Origin of the sequence: Pseudomonas sp. O230 (assembly GCF_045447035.1) — a bacterium.
Classification (GTDB): Bacteria; Pseudomonadota; Gammaproteobacteria; order Pseudomonadales; family Pseudomonadaceae; genus Aquipseudomonas.
Genome location: NZ_JBJGXN010000004.1, coordinates 1 through 19,848 on the forward strand (window position 1 = coordinate 1; position 19,848 = coordinate 19,848).

The window sequence follows — 19,848 nt, forward strand, 5'->3', positions numbered from 1 at the left end:
ATTAAATTCCGAAACCCCTATCTGCGTATGCAGGTAGGGGTTTTGTTTTGTCCGGAATAAAAGCACGCTCTGGACGAGCACAAATTTGCACAGTTATTTTCGACTCATGACACTAGAATAGGTCCAACTTTTTCGGAGTCAGTGCCTTTATGCCAGATCCGGTTGACGCCCCCGGGCTGTCAGAATTACCGCTGGACGACTTGGTGGCGTGCCATGAGTGCGACTTGCTGATGCGCAAACCCGAACTCGCCCATGGTGAGAAAGCCCTGTGTCCGCGCTGCGGCTACGAGCTCTATGCCCATCGGCACAATGTTGTGCAACGCAGTCTCGCCTTGGTCATCGCCGCGCTGTTGTTGTACATTCCGGCGAACTTTTTACCCATCATGCAGCTCAATCTACTCGGGCAGTCGTCGCAAGATACTGTCTGGAACGGCGTTGTCGGCCTGTTCGATACCGGTATGCAAGGTGTCTCGGTGATTGTGTTTCTATGCAGCATGGGGATCCCGCTGCTTAAACTGCTTTGCCAATTGGCCGTGCTGTTGAGTATTCGTTTTGATATCGGCCGTAGTTACGGTTTGTTGCTCTATCGGATTTATCACCATCTACGCGATTGGGGAATGCTCGAGGTTTACCTCATGGGCGTACTGGTGGCGATCGTCAAACTGGCAGATATGGCAGCAATCACCGTCGGTCTCGGCCTGGCGTGTTTTATCAGTTTGTTGTTGGTCCAGGTCTGGTTGGAGGTTGTGATGTCGCCTCATCAGATCTGGCAGGCTTTATCAGGAGAGGATGCCCATGCGGGCGATTGATGCAGGCATTCTGATTTGCACCGAATGCCATGAATTGAACAAGCAGGAAGCTGACACCGACTCGCAGGTTTGCACCCGCTGCGGTGCGGTGGTTCACGCCCGCCGCCCGAACAGTCTCGTTCGTACCTGGGCCTTGCTGGTCACCGCCGCCATTCTCTACATTCCAGCCAACGTGCTGCCGATCATGACTGTCAGCTCTCTCGGTCAGGGTGATCCAAGCACCATCATGTCCGGTGTGATCCAGCTGGTTCAACACGGCATGATTCCCATCGCCGCCGTAGTTTTTATCGCCAGTATCCTTGTGCCCACTTTTAAATTGGTCGGCATCGCCTTGCTGCTGTTTTCGGTGCAGCGCCGCCAGCCGCTTTCGGCTCGCCAACGGATCTGGATGTACCGCTTTATAGAGTTTATCGGTCGCTGGTCAATGCTCGATATCTTTGTGATTGCCATCCTGGTGGCGGTTGTGAATTTTGGACGGCTTGCCAGTGTCGAAGCCAATCTTGGCGCCATCGCTTTCGCCAGTGTGGTGATTCTGACGATGCTTGCCGCAGTAACTTTCGATCCCCGACTGATTTGGGATAACACGGAGTCGGACGACGACCATGACTGATTTGCCTACAGCGAAAACCCGACCGGCCTCGAACTGGTCAGCCATTTGGGTGTTGCCCCTGATCGCCTTGATCATCGGTGGCTGGCTCGGCTGGCGTGCCTACAACGAGACTGGCATCGAGATTCAGGTGCGTTTCGAAAGCGGTGAAGGCATTCAGGCCAACAAGACCGAAGTCGTCTACAAAGGCATGTCGGTCGGCAAGGTGAAAACCCTCACGCTCGACGACGAAGGCGCCTCCAAAGGGGTGATTGCCACCGTCGAGATGAACAAGGACGTGGAGCCATACTTGCGTACCAGCACACGCTTCTGGCTCGTCAAGCCGAGCGTGACCCTGGCCGGTATCACGGGGCTGGAAACCCTGGTCTCCGGTAACTATGTCGCGATCAGTCCGGGGGAAGGCGAGCCCACACGCAAATTCAAGGCCCTGGCCGAAGAACCGCCGCTGTCGGATGCCAAACCCGGGTTGCACCTGACCATCAAGGCTGACCGTCTTGGGTCGCTGAACCGCGGCAGCCCAGTGTTCTACAAGCAGATCAAAGTCGGCCAGATCAAAAGTTACTTGCTGTCCGAAGACCAAAGTACGGTTGAGCTTAAAGTATTCATCGAACCCACCTACGCCAAGCTTGTGCGCAAACACACACGATTCTGGAATGCCAGCGGCATCAGCATCGACGCCAACCTGTCCGGTGTGAAAGTGCGCAGTGAGTCCCTGGCCAGCATCGTCGCCGGCGGCATCGCGTTTGCCACCCCGGAAAACCGCAAGGACAGCCCGCCCACCGACCCGAGCCTGCCGTTTCGTCTCTATGAAGACTTCGATGCGGCAGCCGCCGGTATTCGGGTCAAGGTCAAACTCAGCGATTTCGAAGGTCTGCAGGCCGGCCGCACGCCGGTCATGTACAAAGGCATTCAGGTCGGCAATCTGAAAGCCCTGAAGATCGATCCCGATCTGTCTGGTGCTACCGCTGAACTGACCCTTGATCCACTGGCCGAAGATTACCTGGTCGAAGGCACTCAGTTCTGGGTGGTCAAACCGTCGATCTCCCTCGCCGGTATCACCGGGCTTGAGGCGCTGGTCAAAGGCAACTACATCGCCGTGCGTCCCGGCGATAAAGGCGCTGCGCCGCAACGTGAGTTCGTGGCACGGCCCAAGGCGCCGCCGCTGGATTTGCGTTCGCCGGGCCTGCACCTGGTGTTGTTCACCGAAAATCTTGGTTCGCTGGAAGTCGGCAGCCCGATTCTCTACAAACAGGTCAAGGTCGGTTCGGTCCAGAGCTATCAGTTCTCGCGCACCAAAAAACAATTGGTGATTGGTGTACACATCGAGAAGGAATACGAAGGGCTGGTCAACGCCTCGACCCGATTCTGGAATGCCAGCGGCATTACGCTCACGGGCGGATTGACCGGCGGAATCCAGGTCAAGAGTGAATCGTTGCAAAGCCTGATGGCCGGCGGCATTGCCTTCGAAACCCCGGAAGCCAAAGCCCCGCTGCAAAAGAAAATCCCGCGTTTCCGTCTGTTCGCCAACCATGACGAGGCCAACCAGAAAGGCACTGTGGTCACGATCAAGGTCGATCGTGCCGATGGCTTGCGTAGCGGCACACCGGTGAGATTCAAAGGCCTGGATGTCGGCAAGATTGAAGACGTCGACCTCACGGATGACCTGCAATCGGTGATGCTCACCGCGCGGATCACCGAAGTGCCGGAGCGTATCGCCCGGGTCGGCAGTCAGTTCTGGGTGGTCAAACCCGAGCTGGGGCTGATCAAGACCTCGAACCTGGAAACCCTGGTGACCGGCCAATACATCGAAGTACAGCCGGCCGCGAAAAACCTCGGCGCGCAGAAGAACTTCGTAGCACTGGCCAATCCCCCGGAAACTGCCAAACAGGAAGCCGGTTTAAGTCTGGTGCTGAGCGCCGCTCGCCGCGGCTCGTTGAAAACCGGCGTGCCGGTGACGTACCGCGAAGTCACTGTGGGCAAGGTGACGGGCTATGAACTGGGCCAAACCGCTGACCGTGTGCTGATACACATCCTGATCGAACCAAAATATGCGCCATTGGTACGCAGCGGCACCCGGTTCTGGAACACCAGCGGTTTCGGGTTCGACTACGGTTTGTTCAAAGGTGCGACGGTGCGCACTGAGTCGCTGGAGACACTGATTCAGGGTGGTATCGCTTTCGCCACACCGGATGGGGACCGTATGGGTAGTTCGGCACGGCCCGAACAGACGTTCCCGTTGTTCGACAGGTTTGAAGATGAATGGCTGACCTGGGCGCCGAAGATTCCCCTCGGCAAATAGCTGGTACTTGATTGGGTGTCTGTGAGGACGCCTTCGCGGGCAAGCCCGCTCCCACGTTTGATCGCATTCCCATGAAAGAACGCGGTCACTGTGGGAGCGGGCTTGCCCGCGAAATGGCCCTAAAATTCACTAAAAATCCCACGCCATAAAAAAGGCCGCGATCCATTTGGATCGCGGCCTTTTTATTGCCTTCGATTAACGCCGATCAAACCGCATCCAGCTCCGGCTCATCCGCTTCAACGTTAACCACGGCCTTCACCTCATCGTGGCGACGGATGTATTTCCAGTCCGCCTCATCAATGTAGATCCCGTTCGGCCCACTGCCACCTTCCAGGTCAATCGCCACGCTGGCGCAGACCTGCGGCTTCACACTCGCCAGAATCGGCACGAAGCCCAGTTGCAGACTGGTTTCCAGCAGCGCTGCCTGGTTTTTTTCGTCGATGTCCGCCGCCTCGTCGAGGTAGTACGGCAGGCGCACGCGACCGGCCTGGTCGCGGTCCATCAAGTGCAGCAACAAGTACATGTTGGTCAGCGCCTTGATGGTCATGGTGGTGCCGTTGGAGGCTGCGCCGTCAATGTCGGTGTGGATCACCGGTTGACCATTGACCTTGGTGATCTCGAATGCCAGTTCGAACAAGTCCTTGAGGCCCAGCTGGTTGTGGTTCGCCGCTACCAGCCGCGCCAGGTATTCCTTGGCTTCTTCGTTCTTGTTGTCTTGATCGGCGCTTTGGCTCAGGTCGAATACGGAGAGGGTTTCACCTTCTTCGTACTGGCCGGCGCTGTGAATGATCTGGTCAATGTGCTTGAGCGCTTCCTTGTTCGGCGCCAGCACGATGCGGAAGCTCTGCAGGTTGGAGACCTGACGCTTGTTGATCTCGCGGTTGAACAGCGCCAGTTGATGTTCGAGGCTGTCGTAGTCGCTGCGGATGTTGCGCAGGGTCCGGGCGATGTCGGTAACCGCCGCACGACGTGCCTTGCCGAGGGTCAGCGCTTCATCGGTGCGGTGCGCGTACGCGTTGATCAGCAGTTGCAGGCGACGCTCCATATCGTCTTCGCTGTCGAACTTGGCGACGCCCTTGAGGCGTACCTGAGCGTACAACGCGTCGATCTGGCCATCGCTGCGCAGCAAACCCTGCCAGCTGTCCTGATAGTCATTGAGCAGCGGCAGCAGGTTGTCCATGGAATCGTCGATCGGGTCCATGAACGGTGTGCCGAACGGCATATCTGCCGGCAACAACTGGCGGCGGCGCAAGGCGTCGTCGAGGGTGCGTTGCTTGGCTTCCATGTCGCCGATCTGCCGGCCGACCAGTTGCAGCTTGGCCGACAGTTGCTGGACGCGTTCGGTGAAGGCGTCGCTGGAACGTTTCAATTCTTCCTGCGCCGCTTCCATTTGCGCCAGTTGCTCAAGCTTGTCGTCTTCCTCGGCGCTCAGGGTTTGCGCGCGACGGAAATCCTCCAGGGCTTTCTGCGCATCCAGCACTTGCTGGTAAAGCGCTTCGGTCTGGGTTTTGCTCGCCGCGCGGTCAGCGACCACGGCGGCCTGGGTTTTCAGTTGCTTGAGTTCTTTTTCCAGACGCTCTTTCTGATCGCGCAACGCGGCACGGTCGGCCAGAGCTTGCAGGGCTGGCGGCTCGATGTGGGAGATGTCGATCGACAACCCCGGCACGTCGAAACGTTCACCTTTGAAGCCATCGAGAATCAGCTCCAGAGATTTGACCCACTGGCCGTCCTCGTCCAGCGTGATGCCGTGTTCACCCAGTGGCAGGCTGAACAGCGCGCTGTTGAACAGACGCATCAGGCGCTCGACATCCTGCTGTGAAAATTCTTCGCGCAGGCGGGCGTAGCTGTTGTTGTCGGCGTGATCGAGTTGTTGTTTGACCGACTTCAGGCGTTTTTCCAGATCCCGCAGACGTTCTTCCAGGTCTTCGGCAGAGAACTGCCGCGACTGTGCCAACGCACCGGCCAGTTCATCGTGAGCATCCTTGGCCGCGAGCAGTTGCTGCTCCAGCACTTTGACGTCGGTGACCAACGCGAAGCGATGCTTGAGCACCGACAACTCGCCGAGCCAGCGCTGGATGCCGGTGATTTCCCGCTCCAGGCGCATCAGTTCCTGAGTACCGCCGCGCTGATCGTTTTGCAGCGCGTCCTGCTCGCTGCGGTAGTGCTCGGCCTGGATGGTCAGCTCTTCCTTGCGCGCACTGGCGTAGTCCGACCAGGTGCCTAGCAACGAGTCGAGCAGCGGCGAGATCCGGTGCAGTTTGCCGCGCAGAATATTGCGCTGAGCAACGCCAGAGGCCAGCGCTTCAACCAACGGGCCGGCGGTGACCAGTGAGTTGTAGTCCTGTTCCATGCGTCGTACATCGCGGAACGCTTCTTCGCACGCGGCGATGTAATCGACACTGCCGGAACGCAGGCTGTGTTCGAACGCATCAAGGAACAATTGCTTGAGCTTGGCCGCAGTGATTTCGCGCATGTGCAGCAGGTTGATAAACAATGCGCGGAAGGTCTTCAGGCTCTGCTCGCTGGTGGAGCGCAGCGGGATCAGCGTCAGGTCCAGGGGAATTGAGGTGTGGCCGCCGACCAGCAAGCGACGCAGTTCATCCGGCTTCAGTTCGTAGGCTTTCAGGCCTTCGCGCTCAAGGTTGGTGAACAGTTCTTTCTGGCGCAGGCAGGTGTCGTTCTTCTGGTAATGCGCCAGGTCCAGTTTGCCGGCGTAGGCAAAGAACTGGTGACCGAAACCACCGCCGGGGCCGCGACCGACCACGCCAATCACGTGCGGGCCGTGGGGCAGCGAGACTTCCACGAGGATGTAACTGGTGTCCGAGGCGAAGTAGAATCGCCGGGATTGTTCCAGGCTGTACTTGCCGAAACTCATGTCCGACATGCGCGCCAGAATCGGGAACTGCAAGGCGTTGATCGAGGCGGATTTGCCGAGGTTGTTCGCGCCGTAGACCGACAACGGTTCTTCCAGCGGAAACAGGCCGAGGCTGTAACCGGCGGTGTTCAATAGGGCAAAGCGGCGAATGCCGTAGCGTTCCTTGCTCATGCGTCGGTCTCCTGTTCTTCGGCAATGGCGCGCGCCATGGCGTCTTCTTCGCTTTCTTCTTCGAAGTCACTGAGGTCCAGCGGATCGTCGGTTTGCAGCAGTTTTTCGTCGCTATCGTCGTCGATCAACACTGGAACCGGCAGCGGCAACACGCTGTGCAGGCTGGCGGCCAGGTCGCGGTCCTGCTGAACCGACAGGCACACGTCGAGGAAACGGTGCATCGGCGGCAGGAAACGGTAGATGCCGTTTTCTTCACCGGCAAAACCGAGTTGAGTCATGCGGCGCATGATTTTTTCTTCGAGTTCTTCGACGGTCTGCACTTCGGCCTGGATGAACAGGTCGCGGTACTTCTCCAGCAACGACGGCAATTCATCGCGACCGAGGCTGCCGCCGTCGAGCACGGCAATCGGGTCACGGCCCTGATCGGCCAGATGCTCGACCAGGATGAAGGTGAACAGCGCCAGCCGCTGCGCGGTCTTGTTCACCGCAGCAGCGGCGAGGTCCGGCACAAAGTAATAGAAACCACGGGTGTCGCAGACCAGTTCAAAACCCAACGCCTTGAACAGCGTGCGGTACTGGTCCTGAAAGTTCGACAGTTGCGCGTACAGCTCCGGGTCACGGCGGCTGACGTGGTAACCCTTGAACAGCTCGCGAAAGATCGGCGCCAGCTGGGACAGTTCGGATAGATCAAGATGCATTTGGGATGCTCGCAGAATCCTCGGCGGCGGTGTCGCGGGCCGAGAGCAGGGCGAAGGAGCGCAGGCTGACCTGGTGCTCATGAGTGTGGTAATCGCGGCGTTCCAGACGCTCGCGTTTGAAGCGTTTCTCCCGCGACAGGCGCGAGAACCAATAAAGCAATTCGTCGGTGGCGCCGTCCGGTTCCTGCTCCAGCAGCCAGGTCATCAGGTCCGGCATCGGCAGGGCGTCTTCGCAGCGTTCGAGCATTTCCCGAACCGTGCGTGGCGCGCGCGGTGCTTCGCCTTTTTGGGTCTTGTGGGCCTTGGGGAAGCGTGCCGGTTTTGGCTCGAAACGGGCCAGGGCGTAAACGTAAGCTTCGACCTGACTGGCGCTGCCGAGGAAGGTGCTTTGCGGCCGGGTGAACATCGGCATTGCCGCTTGCGGCACCGCATCGATCCCTTTGCGACGGATGGCCGCCAAGGCCAGCGCCGCGCCACGGGTCACGGCGTTGTGGCGGCGGGCCTCTTCACGCAGCGGCAGGAGCAATTCGCGGGCATGACGCAAGGTCAGTTGGGCGCTGGTCTGCATTTCGAGGATGCGCGCGTGGGTGCGCAGCAGCATGTCGTCATCGACCAGGTGGCCGAGACGTTGCTGTTCGGTGAGCATCTTCAACAGAACGTTTTCGACCTTGCGCACGCCTTGCTCGAAGGCGCCGTCGGCGTTCACCAACTGAATCATCGGTTCGACGTATTCGTCCCAGGTCGCCAGTACTTCAGCGTAGCGCTGACGCAGCGGAATCTGCCGGTCGCTGGTCTTGGCGCGTTCGGCGACGGCCACCAGGGCCTGTTCGTCGTTGGCGAGTTTTTTCAATACATCGCGTACGCGCATGTCGAGCAGGCGCAATTGGCGCGCGAGGTCGTGGCCATCGCGAATGTCGAAGGCGTCCTGGATGTAACCGGCCAGGCGTTCGAGGTGGCGTAGATAGGCTTCGATTTCCAGGCACAGGCCCAGGCGGTGCTCACGGCGCAGGTAAGCGAGGAAGTCGTGGATCTGCGCGTTGAGCTCGAAACGGTTCGGGCTTTTCGCCACGGGAACCAGAATGTCGAGGCGGATCCACACGTCCAGCAGGCTGGTGATGTCCTGCGGCGTGCCGTCGAGTTGCTGGGCGGCCAGTTGCGTGCGCAGTTCGTTGAGGCTCAGGGTGCCTTGGTCGAAGTGCTCGCACAGTGGCTCCAGAAGTGCCCAGTGTTCAGCGAGGGCGCGCAAGACGCGCTTGGGTTCGATCATCGGAATGGCCGGCTGGTTGTCGAATAAAAGCAGCGATTGTACTGCATCACGCCCGTTGCGATTCACTCTCGGGACGGGCTGTCGCTGTTTCTATGGGGAAGAGTATCGATCAACAGCGGGCGATCTTGAGCGAAGGGCGGTAGAATCAGCGCACTTTAGTTATCCACAAGTGGCCGACCTTTGCTAATCGAGTCCCGTCGCCGCGCTTATTTGACCGCCATGCAGGTGGTCAACTGGCTGCCGCGCACCGAATTGCCCTTTGCCGCGCCTTCGCGGCCCGAACTGCTGGAGATGCCCGAGCCGTTGGTTGTCGCCCCGGTGGTGCCGGCGCCAGTGGTCGATGCGCCCGCAGAACCTGTGGTCAAACCGGCCGAACGGGTAAAAATCGAGGTGCCGCGGCCATCGTTGGCCAGTACGCGTACCAATGCCAAGGTCGAAGAAGTAGAGGCACCGGTCGCGGTCAAGGCGCCGGTCGTGCCTCCTCCGCGCTTCGCCCTGCAATTGCTGCGCGCCGGTCGTTGCCTGCTGCTGGTGGAGTTACCCACAGGCGAAACCTTCCAGACCCGCGATCCTGCCTATTTATTGCTCAAAGACATGCTGCGCGCCGCCGGTCTGCCGGACAGCCCGCAAATTGTCGGCGAACCGGTGCGCTGGCCGCTGCTGGCTCGCGGCACCATGGATCAAGGCCCGGAAGCGGCTCGTGACTTCGTACAAGGTTTTCTCTCGGCCCGACTGGAAGATGCACCGTGCGTCTGCGTGTGGTTGATCGGCCTGCCGGCAGTGCGTTTTGCCGGCGAGGCCAACGCCGAATCCTTCAACCGTGAACTCGAGGTCGAAGGCCTGGGCGCGGTCTGGGCCCTGCCGGGTCTGGAATTATTAATGGAAGAGCCACAGCGTAAGGCTGATGTCTGGCAAGCCATGCGTCGGCTGATGGCGCGCTGGAAAGAATCGAATGAGTGACGCTGTATCGTTTCGCCCGATGACCGAGGCGGACCTGGACGCTGTGCTGAAAATTGAATTCGCGGCGTACAGCCATCCCTGGACCCGCGGGATTTTTCTCGATGGGCTGGGCAAGTACCAGATCTGGCTGATGTTTGAAGGGTCGCAGCAGGTCGGGCACGGCGTGGTGCAGATTATTCTGGATGAAGCGCATTTGCTTAACATCACCGTCAAACCGGAAAATCAGGGCCGTGGCCTGGGTTTGACGTTGCTGGAACACTTGATGTCGATTGCCTATAAGGCCGAGGCGCGGGAGTGTTTTCTGGAAGTGCGCGACAGTAACCGGTCGGCGTTCCGGTTGTATGAGCGGTATGGGTTCAACGAGATTGGCCGGCGTCGGGATTATTATCCGGCGGTGGGTGGGCGCGAAGATGCGGTAGTCATGGCCTGCACTTTGGTGGATTGAGCCTTGAAAGCTTCGCGGGCAAGCCCGCTCCCACAGGGAGTCATGGCATTCACACATTTTGTGTATGACCTAATTCCTGTGGGAGCGGGCTTGCCCGCGAAAGCGTCCTGTCAGGCGCTACAAAATCACCGATTACCATCCATCGGATCCCGCCGCGCCAATTCCTCTTCATCCAGACCATTGCCCCCGCCGATGTCGTCTGCATCGACAACACTCAAATCCCAATCGGCCTGATTACCTTCCCCCGCCTCGTGCGCATCTCGCGCCCCGTCTTCATGGATCAACGTTTCCGGGCTCATGTCATCGTCTGTGGATTCATGGTCAGCGGTCGAGGCGCCGGTCTTGCCGGCTTCAAGCACGCGCTCGCGGGGCATCAGTCGCTCACGTTCTGCTTGCGTCAGCTCGTCGCCGATTTTCGCGCTGGGTTCTTCCTCGTCGAAATCCAGCTCATGCATCGAACCCATGCGGTCTTCGTTGTCGTCGATGGGCTCGGGTTGTGTAGCATCGTACGGGCGTCGTGAATCAGTCATGGCAATTCCTCATACTGTGGGCCTTACTAGGGTGGACCCACTGAGCTCCTCAGAATTCAGCCGGAATGGAACCCCGGTAATATGCATCAGCGGCAATCTGCATCTCGCGCGTGACCCCGACGGGCGGTTGTCTGTCAAAGCAGCGCATCATTCTCGAGGCTTCATTGCATGAACGACTTACAAGATCTGATTGATAACAACGAGCGCTGGGCTGACGCGATCACCAAAGAAGATCCTGATTTCTTCGCCAAACTGGCCCGTCAGCAAACGCCGGAATTCCTCTGGATCGGTTGCTCCGACGCCCGCGTGCCGGCAAACGAGATTGTCGGGATGCTGCCCGGCGACCTGTTCGTCCACCGCAACGTGGCCAACGTGGTGCTGCACACCGACCTCAACTGCCTGTCGGTGATTCAGTACGCGGTGGACGTGCTCAAGGTCAAACACATCCTCGTCACTGGCCACTACGGCTGCGGTGGTGTGCGAGCCTCGATGCAAGACCGCCAATTTGGCTTGATCGACGGCTGGCTGCGTTCTATTCGCGATCTTTATTACGAAAAGCGTGAAGAGCTCTCCAAACTGTCTACCGAGGAGGAGCAGGTTGATCGCCTCTGCGAACTCAACGTGATCCAGCAAGTGGCCAACGTCGGGCACACCAGCATTGTTCAAAACGCTTGGCACCGCGGGCAGAAACTGTCGATTCACGGCTGCATCTATGGCATCAAGGACGGTCGGTGGAAGAGCCTGAACGCCACCATCAGTGGTTTCGAGCAGTTGCCGCCGCAGTACCGCCTGCGTCCGTTCGAGCCGCTGTAAATAACATCAGCACAGGCGTCATCGACGCCAATTCTGGAAAAACAACTGGCCATCGACATTCGGTGCTTCGTCGTAGCCGGTGATCCAGCCTCGGCAGCAGGGACAGGCGCAGCGGCAGGCGAATTGCCGCTGCAGCTTGTCTTCGGTCATGGCTAAATCAATCGTTAGCCGATCGCCTTTCCTGATGTCCTTCAACGCCCACAACCACAACTCACTCATGTCGAGAAAGGTGTTGGGGTCGCAGGCGTGGCTGAGCAATCCGCAGAACCGTGGGTCGTACACATGAATGCCCGGCGCCAGTTGTCGGGTATGTCGACAGCGATAGGGCAATAGATGTCCGGAAACCCGGCAGATTCGACTCAGACGTGGAAACTCCCGTAGAGCGCAAACGGCTTTTGCCTTCGCCTGAGGGCTAGCGACGATCTGAAAATCTTCCATGGACGGGAATCCAAGGCTCAGTGGCAACTCGACAAACGGGTAGATGCCATTGGACGGTGGTGGGGATACTGCTTGTTCGGCGTGGGCTTTCATAACAATCCTTGTCAGCTGGGTGCTGCGACCTCCGTCGGCTGACATCCTGTCAGCCCTGCAGCACATGGGTACCCCTCAAGCCTCTCGCAAAAAAAACCATCGGTCTACTGTCATAACTGACAGAGGAAAAGCGCGCGTTCCCACGTCAGTCAAGGCTTACGCAAGAACGCTGGCCAGCTGTCTACAGATGCGGCGCAGGCAACGCGGTCGCAGGCGCCGGGACCTTGAGCTGTTTGAGTTGAGACTTGATCGGTGTCGTCGCGCATTTGGCCGTGGCTTGCCCAGGCGTCAGGTTGCGGATCGAGGTGTAGAACAGTTCGCAGGTTTTTTCTGTCTGGGCCACTTGCCAGGTTTGGGTGCAACTTCTCAGTTCAATGTCTGGATTGCTGTCCGGATCGCGGCCCATGGCGGCCTGCCAGCATGCCGCACTCAAATCCTGGCCCATGACTTTCAGGCCCGCCGCGTCGGCCTGGGCCTGGGCATCTTTACCGGTGTAGCTGGCCGGGTCGGCGGCGTACCAGATGTAGCTCGGGTGGTTGGAACCCAGCACCGGCACTTTCACCCCGTCCTTCGGACTGATGGTTGCCAGGCCCAGCACGTTCACAGTCGGCCCGTATTGTTGCTTGATCCAGTTACGCACCGGCGCACCGAATGCGACCATCGGCAGCGCATTCCCGCTGGCGTTCTGGCTGACTTCCTTGACCATGGTGGTCTGGTAGTCCTTGAAGTAGTCGTAGACGCCTTCCAGATCCTTGCCGGCGTTGGAGGGCGCGGCGATCGGCGCGATGTCGATGATGGTCTGGAAGGCCGGGGTCTGATCGGCAGCGATCCCGTTGACCGTCAGCAGCGTGGCCCAACGATCAGTGGTGGCCGACTTCAAGTAATCCTGTGCCTGGGTCAGCGAATAATCCGGCGGGAAGTGCAGCAACTCGACACTTCGACGGTTCTCCAGGGCCATGCCCAGCGGCAGGAACAAGTACCAGCTATAAGCCCACTTGCCGTCGGCATTCAGCTTGCTGGCGCCGTTGTACGCCAGATCGCCGGCATCGAGCAGCGCCGCCAACGGCTTTTCATAGCCTCGGGGTACCCCGGTGATGGCGGCATAGAGCTGATCGTTATCGGTTTTGACCTGCACCTTCGCGTCGCTGTAACCATCGCGCTGCACGCTTTGTGTCAGGTAATGCTCGACGGTTTGCTCCAGCGTCCAGTTGCGAAAGCAGATCACGTTGCAGTTGTTGGGGTAGGCGAACAGCCGGGTGACGCGCTCGGTGCTGCCCAGCTTCAGATCGGCATCCGCGTGGGCGGCGTTGCTCAGGGTCAGGGCGGCAAGGGTGAGTGCTGCGAGTTTGAACATGCTCAGATCCTTTTCAGCGTGGTCCCCACAAAGGGAGTACGCGCCATAGTGGATCAGAGGCGTTACACAGGAAAGTGGATGCACACACTTTTTTCATCGGCCTGCTTGGAGTTTTCGCAGGGCTTGGGGAAAGGAGGCCGGCCCTCGACGGATTGTCTGCGAGCCGGACTGGCATTGCCGATTACAACAGTTTCAGCGCCAGATGGGCGCCAGCACGCACGTACTCTATTTGAGCAATGATCGCGTCCTTCACGATGGCTTCCCCGGTATCGGTCAACTTGGCTTTTTTGGCATCAATGATGGACGTCTGGGTCAATTGCATCACGACATCCATCGCTTTTTGAAGGGCGGTCAGGTTGTTGTGCAGGCCGAACTCCCGGATGACAGCGTCCATGCGGCGGTCTGCCTCATCACGCAGTTGGGTGTATTCAACGACCGAAACCCTACCGTCCTGGTACGTTTCGTTAATCATGTTTTCCAGCGTTTTTGAAATTAAAGACATTATGGATTCATCCTTGGTCAGTGCTGTTTTGACTGCAAAAGTGTGTGCGCTTTTAGAGTCTACGCAGTGAGTCAAGGCTTGGAGATAGGAACCGACCGGGATGTATGTCAGGCGCAATCGAGCCTGTTCGTAGGACAAATCAGGGGGAGTGACGATCAGCTTCAAAACGGCAAGTGATCGCAATTGGCATGAGCGAATCGCACCTGCCTCGCAGCAGGTGCAATCACGTGTATTACGGCATTACCGGCGCCGTATACGTCAGCGTCGTTCCCAACGCCCACAGCAGAAACAGCACCAGCGGCGTGTGCACCAGCAGTTGCACGAACGAGAAGCCGATCAAGTCCCGCGCCTTCAGACCCAGCACGCCCAGCAGCGGCAGCATGTAGAACGGGTTGATCAGGTTCGGCAGGGCTTCGGCGGCGTTGTAGATCTGCACGGCCCAGCCCAGGTGGTAGTTCAGGTCGGTGGCCACTTGCATCACATACGGCGCTTCGATGATCCACTTGCCGCCGCCCGACGGAATGAAGAACCCGAGGATCGCCGAGTACACGCCCATCAGCAGCGCGTAGGTGTCGTGGGACGCGATCTGTACGAAAAAGGTCGAGATGTGGTGCGCCAGGGTCTGCGCGTCAGAGCCTTTGACCGTGGTCATCAACGCAGCGATCGAGCCGTACAACGGGAACTGGATCAGCACGCCGGTGGTGGTCGGTACCGCGCGGGACACCGCATCGAGGAAACTGCGTGGGCGCCAGTGCAGCAAGGCTCCGAGCATGATGAACAGGAAGTTGTAGGTGTTCAGCCCGGAAATCGCACTGATCGCCGGTTTGGTCGAGAACTCGTGGAACAGCCACCCGGCCGCCAGCAGCACCAGCAAAATCGTCAGCAGCGGGCTGTGTTCCAGCCATTCGCCGGGGCGGGTGCGCGGTTGCAGTGGCGGCAGATTGAAGCTGGGGTCGATGCCACAGGCTTTCGCGTCACGGGCCGAGTTCGGGCCGGGGGCGGTGGCGTAGGCAATGATCAGCGAGACCACGATCAACGCCAGCAACATCACCCCGGACTGCCAGAGAAAGATCGTTTGGGTGAAAGGGATCACCCCGGTGATCGACAGAATCGACGGCGGCAGGCTGGCCGGATTGGCCTGCAATTGCGCGGCGGACGACGACAGGCCCAGGGCCCACACGGCGCCAAGGCCCAGGTACGCAGCAGCACCGGCGGCGCGGTAATCCATTTTCAGATCGGCGCGGCGGGCGAGGGCACGCACCAGCAAACCGCCGAACACCAGCGACAAACCCCAGTTCAACAGGGACGCGACCATGGAAATCAGCGCCACCCACGCCACGGCGGAACGGCCGTTCTTGGGGATTCGCGCGAGGCGGTCGATCAGTTTCACGGCGGGCGGCGAACTGGCGACCACATAACCGCCAATCACCACGAACGCCATCTGCATGGTGAACGGGATCAGGCTCCAGAACCCGTCACCGAACGCCATCGCCGCATCGGTGGGTTTGGCGCCCATGAACAGGGTGGCCACGGCGACGATAATTACCGCCAGCGCAGCAAACACCCAGGAATCGGGAAACCAGCGTTCGGCAAAACTTGAACAGCGCAGGGCAAAACGAGCGGAGCGGGTATCTTCGATATCAGCAGCCACGGGAGTACCTCGATTTTTATGTTTATTGTGGTCTTCAAGGCCGCAGAGGCCCGTCTGGACAGGTGCCAACAGTAAATCAATCGGTCACGATTTGTGACGAAGTTTTACCCAAACCGGACTATGGTCTAACGGGTTGTCCGCTGGGGCGTTTGCGTAGACCATGGGCGCCTTGGTTTTTTGCCTACGCCAGAGTTCTTTTGATGACTGCCCATAACGATTCGCGCCCGGCACCGTTCAGCCGTTCGGACTACAAGACCCTCGGCCTTGCAGCCCTCGGCGGTGCGCTGGAAATCTACGATTTCATCATTTTCGTGTTTTTCGCCCTGACCCTCAGTCAGCTGTTCTTCCCGCCGGAAATGCCCGAATGGTTGCGCCTGCTGCAAAGTTTCGGGATTTTTGCCACCGGTTACCTGGCGCGACCGTTGGGCGGAATCCTGATGGCGCATTTCGCCGACCGGCTGGGGCGCAAGAAAGTCTTCAGCCTGAGCATTCTGATGATGGCGCTGCCGTGCCTGTTGATCGGCATCATGCCGACCTACGCTCAGATCGGCTATTTCGCACCCTTGCTGTTATTGGCCCTGCGGATTCTGCAAGGCGCGGCGGTGGGCGGGGAAGTGCCGAGCGCCTGGGTGTTCGTCGCCGAGCACGCGCCGGCCGGGCATCGCGGTTATGCGCTGGGTTTCCTGCAGGCCGGGCTGACCTTCGGTTACCTGATCGGCGCACTGACGGCGACCTTTCTGGCGCAAGCGTTCACCCCGGCGGAAATCCTCGATTACGCGTGGCGTTACCCGTTCCTGCTGGGCGGCGTGTTTGGCGTGATCGGCGTCTGGCTGCGTCGTTGGCTCAGCGAAACCCCGGTGTTCATGGCGATGCAGGCCAAACGCGATGCCGCAGTCGAACTGCCACTGCGCACAGTCCTGCGTGAGCATCGACTGGCGATGCTACCGGCGATGATTCTCACCTGCGTGCTGACTTCCGCCGTGGTGGTGTTTGTAGTCATCACCCCGACCATGATGCAGAAAACCTTCGGCATGACCGCCAGCCACACCTTTGCCCTGAGCGCGCTGGGCATCGTGTTCCTGAACATTGGTTGCGTACTCGCCGGGTTGCTGGTCGACCGTATCGGCGCCTGGCGCACCGTGATGCTTTATAGCCTGCTGTTGCCGTTGGGCATCGGCGTGCTTTACACCAGTCTGATTGTTGGCAGCCACTGGATCGGCCTGGCGTACGCGATTGCCGGCCTGAGTTGTGGCGTGGTTGGCGCGGTGCCGTCGGTGATGGTCAGCCTGTTCCCGGCGCGGATTCGCGTTTCGGGGATTTCCTTCACCTACAACATTGCCTACGCCGCGTGGGCGAGTATCTCACCACTGTTGCTGATCGGCCTGATGCCGTGGAGTCCCTGGATCTGCGTGATTTTCTGCGCTGTGATGGGCGCGGTTGGCGTGAGCAGCGCGCTGTATTTCGGCGCGCGCATGCCCCAAACCGGCAGTTGCCCAGCGGCTGGCGCCATCTGATTGAAGGTGGCGCGGCGCATATGACAACTATTTTTGTAGGACAAGACTGAAACACTCTTCAGAAAATATCCCCAAGGCCGATGGTTAGGCTGCATGCCGCTTTCTATCTCTGTCCATCGGTGCTTTCCCATGTTCAACAAACGCTTGAAGCAAGAGTTGTCGGCTCTTCGCGAAGAACTCTCCAGCCTTCAGCAAGTGAAGGAAAGTCTGGAAAGCGAGATGCTGGTGCTGACCCTGGCTCCCGACGGGCGGATTCAATCGGTCAATCAGAATTTTCTCGGCGAGATGCTCTACAAGAGCCACGACCTGATTGATCGTCCTCTCGAAGACATTGTTCCGTCTCACGTGAAGCCCGACGAGTTCCATCACCGCTTCAAGGCTGCATTGACCCGTGGCGAGCACTTTGCCGGCGCGGTGCGCTTGTTGCGTGGCGATGGCCAGGAAGCCTGGTTGCGCTCGATCGTGCAGCCTGTGCGTTCCTCGGACGGGCGGATCAAGCATTTCTCGATTTTTTCCAGCGACCTGACCCGCACCATCGAGGCGTCCCGTGAGCACGAGAACCTGATCGGTGCGCTGGTGCGCTCGACGGCGGTGATCGAGTTTGACCTCGCTGGCAACGTGCTCGCAGCCAATGAACGGTTCCTCAACGGCATGGGTTACAGCCTGGCGCAGATCAAGGGCAAACATCACCGTACCTTCTGTGACGCGCAGGAACACAACAGCACCGAGTATCAGGATTTCTGGCGTCGCCTGAACGCCGGTGAATATATCGCCGGCCGCTTCAAGCGCGTCGACAGCCACGGGCGTACGGTCTGGCTGGAGGCGTCCTACAACCCGGTGATCGACGCCAACAACAAGCTCTATAAAGTGGTGAAGTTCGCCACAGTGATTACCGATCAGGTCAATCAGGAACAAGCCGTCGCTGAAGCGGCGAACATTGCTTACGGCACCTCGCAGCAAACCGACCAAAGCGCCCAGCGCGGTACGGCCGTGGTGACGCAAGCGGTGAACGTGATGCGCGACCTGGCCAAGCACATGCAAACGGCCGGCGAAGGCATCGAGGCCTTGAACGAACAGTCGCTGGTGATCGGCACCATCGTCAAAACCATCAGCGGCATCGCTGAACAGACCAACCTGCTGGCACTCAACGCGGCGATCGAAGCGGCCCGTGCCGGTGAGCAGGGGCGAGGTTTTGCCGTGGTTGCGGACGAGGTCCGGCAGTTGGCTTCGCGCACCAGTCAGGCCACCGATGAAATTGTCCTGGTGGTGCGTCAGAACCAGGACATGGCGCGTAACGCGGTGTCGCTGATGACTGATGGCAAACTTCAGGCGGAGCAAGGGCTGGCGCTGGCCGCCGAGGCGGGTACGGTGATTGTCGAGATTCAGGACGGCGCGCAGAAAGTAGTGAGCGCGGTCGGGCAGTTTGCCAATCAGTTAACGACTTGATGCCTGCGAACCGGGCGGATATCGCTACAATCGGCTCTTTTCCCAGGAGCAGATTCCATGAGCGCTTCCCACCGCCGCCCGGTTCCCTTGTCCAAGGCTTATCGTCTGCTTAATCATGGGCCGACCGTGCTGGTCAGCGCTGCCCATGACGGGCAGCGCAACATCATGGCGGCTGCCTGGGCCATGCCGCTGGATTTTGAACCGCCGAAAATTGCCGTAGTGCTGGACAAGTCCACCTGGACCCGGCAACTGCTGGAAGCGTCGGGCACGTTCGTGCTGAACGTACCCTGCGCCGTCCAGGCCGATATCGTGCAAACCGTTGGCTCGACGTCCGGCCTGGAGCTGACTCAGGGCCAGGGCCGGGACAAATTCCAGACCTATGATTTGCAGACCTTCAGCGGCGAGTTGATCGACGCGCCGATGCTCGAAGGCTGCGTGGCCTGGCTCGAATGCCGGTTGCTGCCGGAACCCGACAACCACCAGCAATACGATTTGTTCCTGGCCGAAGTGATTGCCGCCCAAGCGGACGAGCGCGTGTTCAGCGACGGTCGCTGGCACTTCGAGGGGCACGATGCGTTACGCACCTTGCACCACGTGGCGGGTGGGCATTTCCTGACCATCGGTGATCCGGTGGACGGCAAGACCCTGCACGCGCGCGAGTAGAAAATCGAAGGCAAATGTTGCACTGTGTGGCACATCCTCTGAAGCCAAGAAGGCGACCCACATCATGGAACTGTCCCACCTGAGCTACGCCGCACCGTTGTTGTCGCTGGCACTGTTGTGGACGGTTGCGGTGGTGACGCCGGGACCGAACTTCTTCAACATCGCGCAACTGGCCGCCAGCCAATCCAAGCGCCACGGCGTAATGGCCGCACTGGGCGTGGCCACTGGCACAGTGCTGTGGGGGCTGGCGGGCGGGCTGGGCATCAAATCGCTGTTCAGCGCGGCGCCGACGCTTTACCTGAGCTTCAAGGTTGCCGGTGGCTGTTACCTGATCTATCTGGGCTTGAAGCAGTTCCGGCGTAAACCGCCCGTTGTTGCGGGCAAGCCCGACTCGATTGACGGCGCGGGGCGCACGTTACTGTCGGTGTATGGTCAGGGCTTTCTGGGCAACATGACCAACCCCAAATCCGCGCTGTTCGTGGCGACGATCTTCGCGACAGCCATGCCTGCGACGGTGCCACCGCCATTGCTGGCGCTGGCCGTACTGACTATGGCGACGTTGTCGTTCAGTTGGTATTGCAGCGTGGCGCTACTGTTCTCCAGCCGTCGGATGGCGCGGGTGTACGACCGTTCGCGCACATGGCTGGATCGCTTTGCCGGCAGTTGCTATTTGTTGTTCGGTGCGCATCTGGTGGCCAATCGTTGAGGAATCC

General features: G+C 59.4%; 17 protein-coding genes and 2 pseudogenes. 11 read left to right on the forward strand and 8 right to left on the reverse strand.

Annotated elements, in window-relative coordinates:
* The first annotated feature begins 149 nt into the window (after positions 1-149).
* Genes ACI77H_RS08900 through ACI77H_RS08910 form a run of 3 tightly spaced genes read left to right on the forward strand, consistent with a single transcriptional unit; the run spans position 150 to position 3,715 of the window.
* Positions 150-809 carry a paraquat-inducible protein A gene (locus ACI77H_RS08900; RefSeq protein ID WP_407011566.1) on the forward strand — a complete coding sequence of 220 codons (660 nt, stop codon included), beginning with the start codon at positions 150-152 and terminating at the stop codon, positions 807-809.
* Entirely contained in the window at positions 796-1,419 is a 624-nt protein-coding gene (locus ACI77H_RS08905) for a paraquat-inducible protein A (protein ID WP_407011568.1), read from the forward strand. Before ACI77H_RS08900 ends, ACI77H_RS08905 begins: the two co-directional genes overlap by 14 nt.
* Positions 1,412-3,715: an MlaD family protein gene (locus ACI77H_RS08910; RefSeq protein ID WP_407011570.1), complete on the forward strand. Its 2,304-nt coding sequence runs from the start codon at positions 1,412-1,414 to the stop codon at positions 3,713-3,715. The genes ACI77H_RS08905 and ACI77H_RS08910 overlap by 8 nt, the downstream gene beginning before the upstream one ends.
* Before the next feature lie 205 nt (positions 3,716-3,920).
* Here ACI77H_RS08910 and mksF read toward each other — a convergent pair whose 3' ends face one another.
* Genes mksF through mksB form a run of 3 tightly spaced genes read right to left on the reverse strand, consistent with a single transcriptional unit; the run spans position 3,921 to position 8,726 of the window.
* Positions 3,921-6,761, reverse strand: coding sequence for an Mks condensin complex protein MksF (gene mksF, locus ACI77H_RS08915; protein WP_407011572.1), 2,841 nt, complete (start codon positions 6,759-6,761; stop codon positions 3,921-3,923).
* Positions 6,758-7,459, reverse strand: a complete 702-nt coding sequence (mksE, locus tag ACI77H_RS08920; protein WP_407011574.1) for an Mks condensin complex protein MksE — start codon at positions 7,457-7,459, stop codon at positions 6,758-6,760. Before mksE ends, mksF begins: the two co-directional genes overlap by 4 nt.
* Positions 7,449-8,726 carry an Mks condensin complex protein MksB gene (gene mksB, locus ACI77H_RS08925; protein ID WP_407011575.1) on the reverse strand — a complete coding sequence of 426 codons (1,278 nt, stop codon included), beginning with the start codon at positions 8,724-8,726 and terminating at the stop codon, positions 7,449-7,451. The genes mksE and mksB overlap by 11 nt, the downstream gene beginning before the upstream one ends.
* 219 nt (positions 8,727-8,945) lie before the next feature.
* Between mksB and ACI77H_RS08930 the strand changes: the two genes are divergently transcribed.
* A complete protein-coding gene (locus tag ACI77H_RS08930; protein ID WP_407011968.1) occupies positions 8,946-9,686 on the forward strand; it encodes an energy transducer TonB in 741 nt (246 codons plus the stop codon).
* Positions 9,679-10,131, forward strand: coding sequence for a ribosomal protein S18-alanine N-acetyltransferase (rimI, locus tag ACI77H_RS08935; protein ID WP_008025817.1), 453 nt, complete (start codon positions 9,679-9,681; stop codon positions 10,129-10,131). The genes ACI77H_RS08930 and rimI overlap by 8 nt, the downstream gene beginning before the upstream one ends.
* Before the next feature lie 125 nt (positions 10,132-10,256).
* On the opposite strand, the gene ACI77H_RS08940 is transcribed toward rimI, so the two are convergent.
* Complete coding sequence (locus ACI77H_RS08940; protein WP_407011577.1) at positions 10,257-10,661, reverse strand: serine kinase/phosphatase; 405 nt, start codon at positions 10,659-10,661, stop codon at positions 10,257-10,259.
* 168 nt (positions 10,662-10,829) lie between these two features.
* Between ACI77H_RS08940 and can the strand changes: the two genes are divergently transcribed.
* Positions 10,830-11,474, forward strand: a complete 645-nt coding sequence (can, locus tag ACI77H_RS08945) for a carbonate dehydratase (RefSeq protein ID WP_407011578.1) — start codon at positions 10,830-10,832, stop codon at positions 11,472-11,474.
* Between the two features lie 18 nt (positions 11,475-11,492).
* Here the strand turns inward: can and ACI77H_RS08950 are convergent, their stop codons facing one another.
* From ACI77H_RS08950 to ACI77H_RS08965, 4 genes are all read right to left on the reverse strand, one after another.
* The gene (locus tag ACI77H_RS08950) at positions 11,493-12,005 is read right to left on the reverse strand and encodes a lysine methyltransferase (RefSeq protein WP_407011580.1); all 513 of its coding nucleotides are present in this window, start codon (positions 12,003-12,005) and stop codon (positions 11,493-11,495) included.
* A gap of 181 nt (positions 12,006-12,186) precedes the next feature.
* Positions 12,187-13,359 carry a hypothetical protein gene (locus tag ACI77H_RS08955; protein ID WP_407011581.1) on the reverse strand — a complete coding sequence of 391 codons (1,173 nt, stop codon included), beginning with the start codon at positions 13,357-13,359 and terminating at the stop codon, positions 12,187-12,189.
* 181 nt (positions 13,360-13,540) lie between these two features.
* Positions 13,541-13,861: a hypothetical protein gene (locus tag ACI77H_RS08960; protein WP_407011969.1), complete on the reverse strand. Its 321-nt coding sequence runs from the start codon at positions 13,859-13,861 to the stop codon at positions 13,541-13,543.
* A 232-nt stretch (positions 13,862-14,093) separates the two neighbouring features.
* Positions 14,094-15,512: a short-chain fatty acid transporter gene (locus ACI77H_RS08965; RefSeq protein ID WP_407011582.1), complete on the reverse strand. Its 1,419-nt coding sequence runs from the start codon at positions 15,510-15,512 to the stop codon at positions 14,094-14,096.
* Between the two features lie 200 nt (positions 15,513-15,712).
* Here ACI77H_RS08965 and ACI77H_RS08970 point away from each other — a divergent pair, with 200 nt between their 5' ends.
* The 5 genes and pseudogenes from ACI77H_RS08970 (at position 15,713) to ACI77H_RS08990 (ending at position 19,841) form a co-directional block, all read left to right on the forward strand.
* Positions 15,713-17,026 carry an MFS transporter gene (locus ACI77H_RS08970; RefSeq protein ID WP_407011584.1) on the forward strand — a complete coding sequence of 438 codons (1,314 nt, stop codon included), beginning with the start codon at positions 15,713-15,715 and terminating at the stop codon, positions 17,024-17,026.
* A gap of 219 nt (positions 17,027-17,245) precedes the next feature.
* Positions 17,246-17,884 (forward strand): annotated as a pseudogene (locus ACI77H_RS08975) (PAS domain-containing protein); the annotation flags it as partial.
* A 153-nt stretch (positions 17,885-18,037) separates the two neighbouring features.
* A pseudogene (locus ACI77H_RS08980) lies at positions 18,038-18,472 on the forward strand (methyl-accepting chemotaxis protein); the annotation flags it as partial.
* Positions 18,473-18,529: 57 nt separating this feature from the next.
* Entirely contained in the window at positions 18,530-19,135 is a 606-nt protein-coding gene (locus ACI77H_RS08985; protein ID WP_407011585.1) for a flavin reductase family protein, read from the forward strand.
* A gap of 64 nt (positions 19,136-19,199) precedes the next feature.
* Positions 19,200-19,841, forward strand: coding sequence for a LysE family translocator (locus tag ACI77H_RS08990; protein ID WP_407011586.1), 642 nt, complete (start codon positions 19,200-19,202; stop codon positions 19,839-19,841).
* Positions 19,842-19,848: the final 7 nt, after the last annotated feature.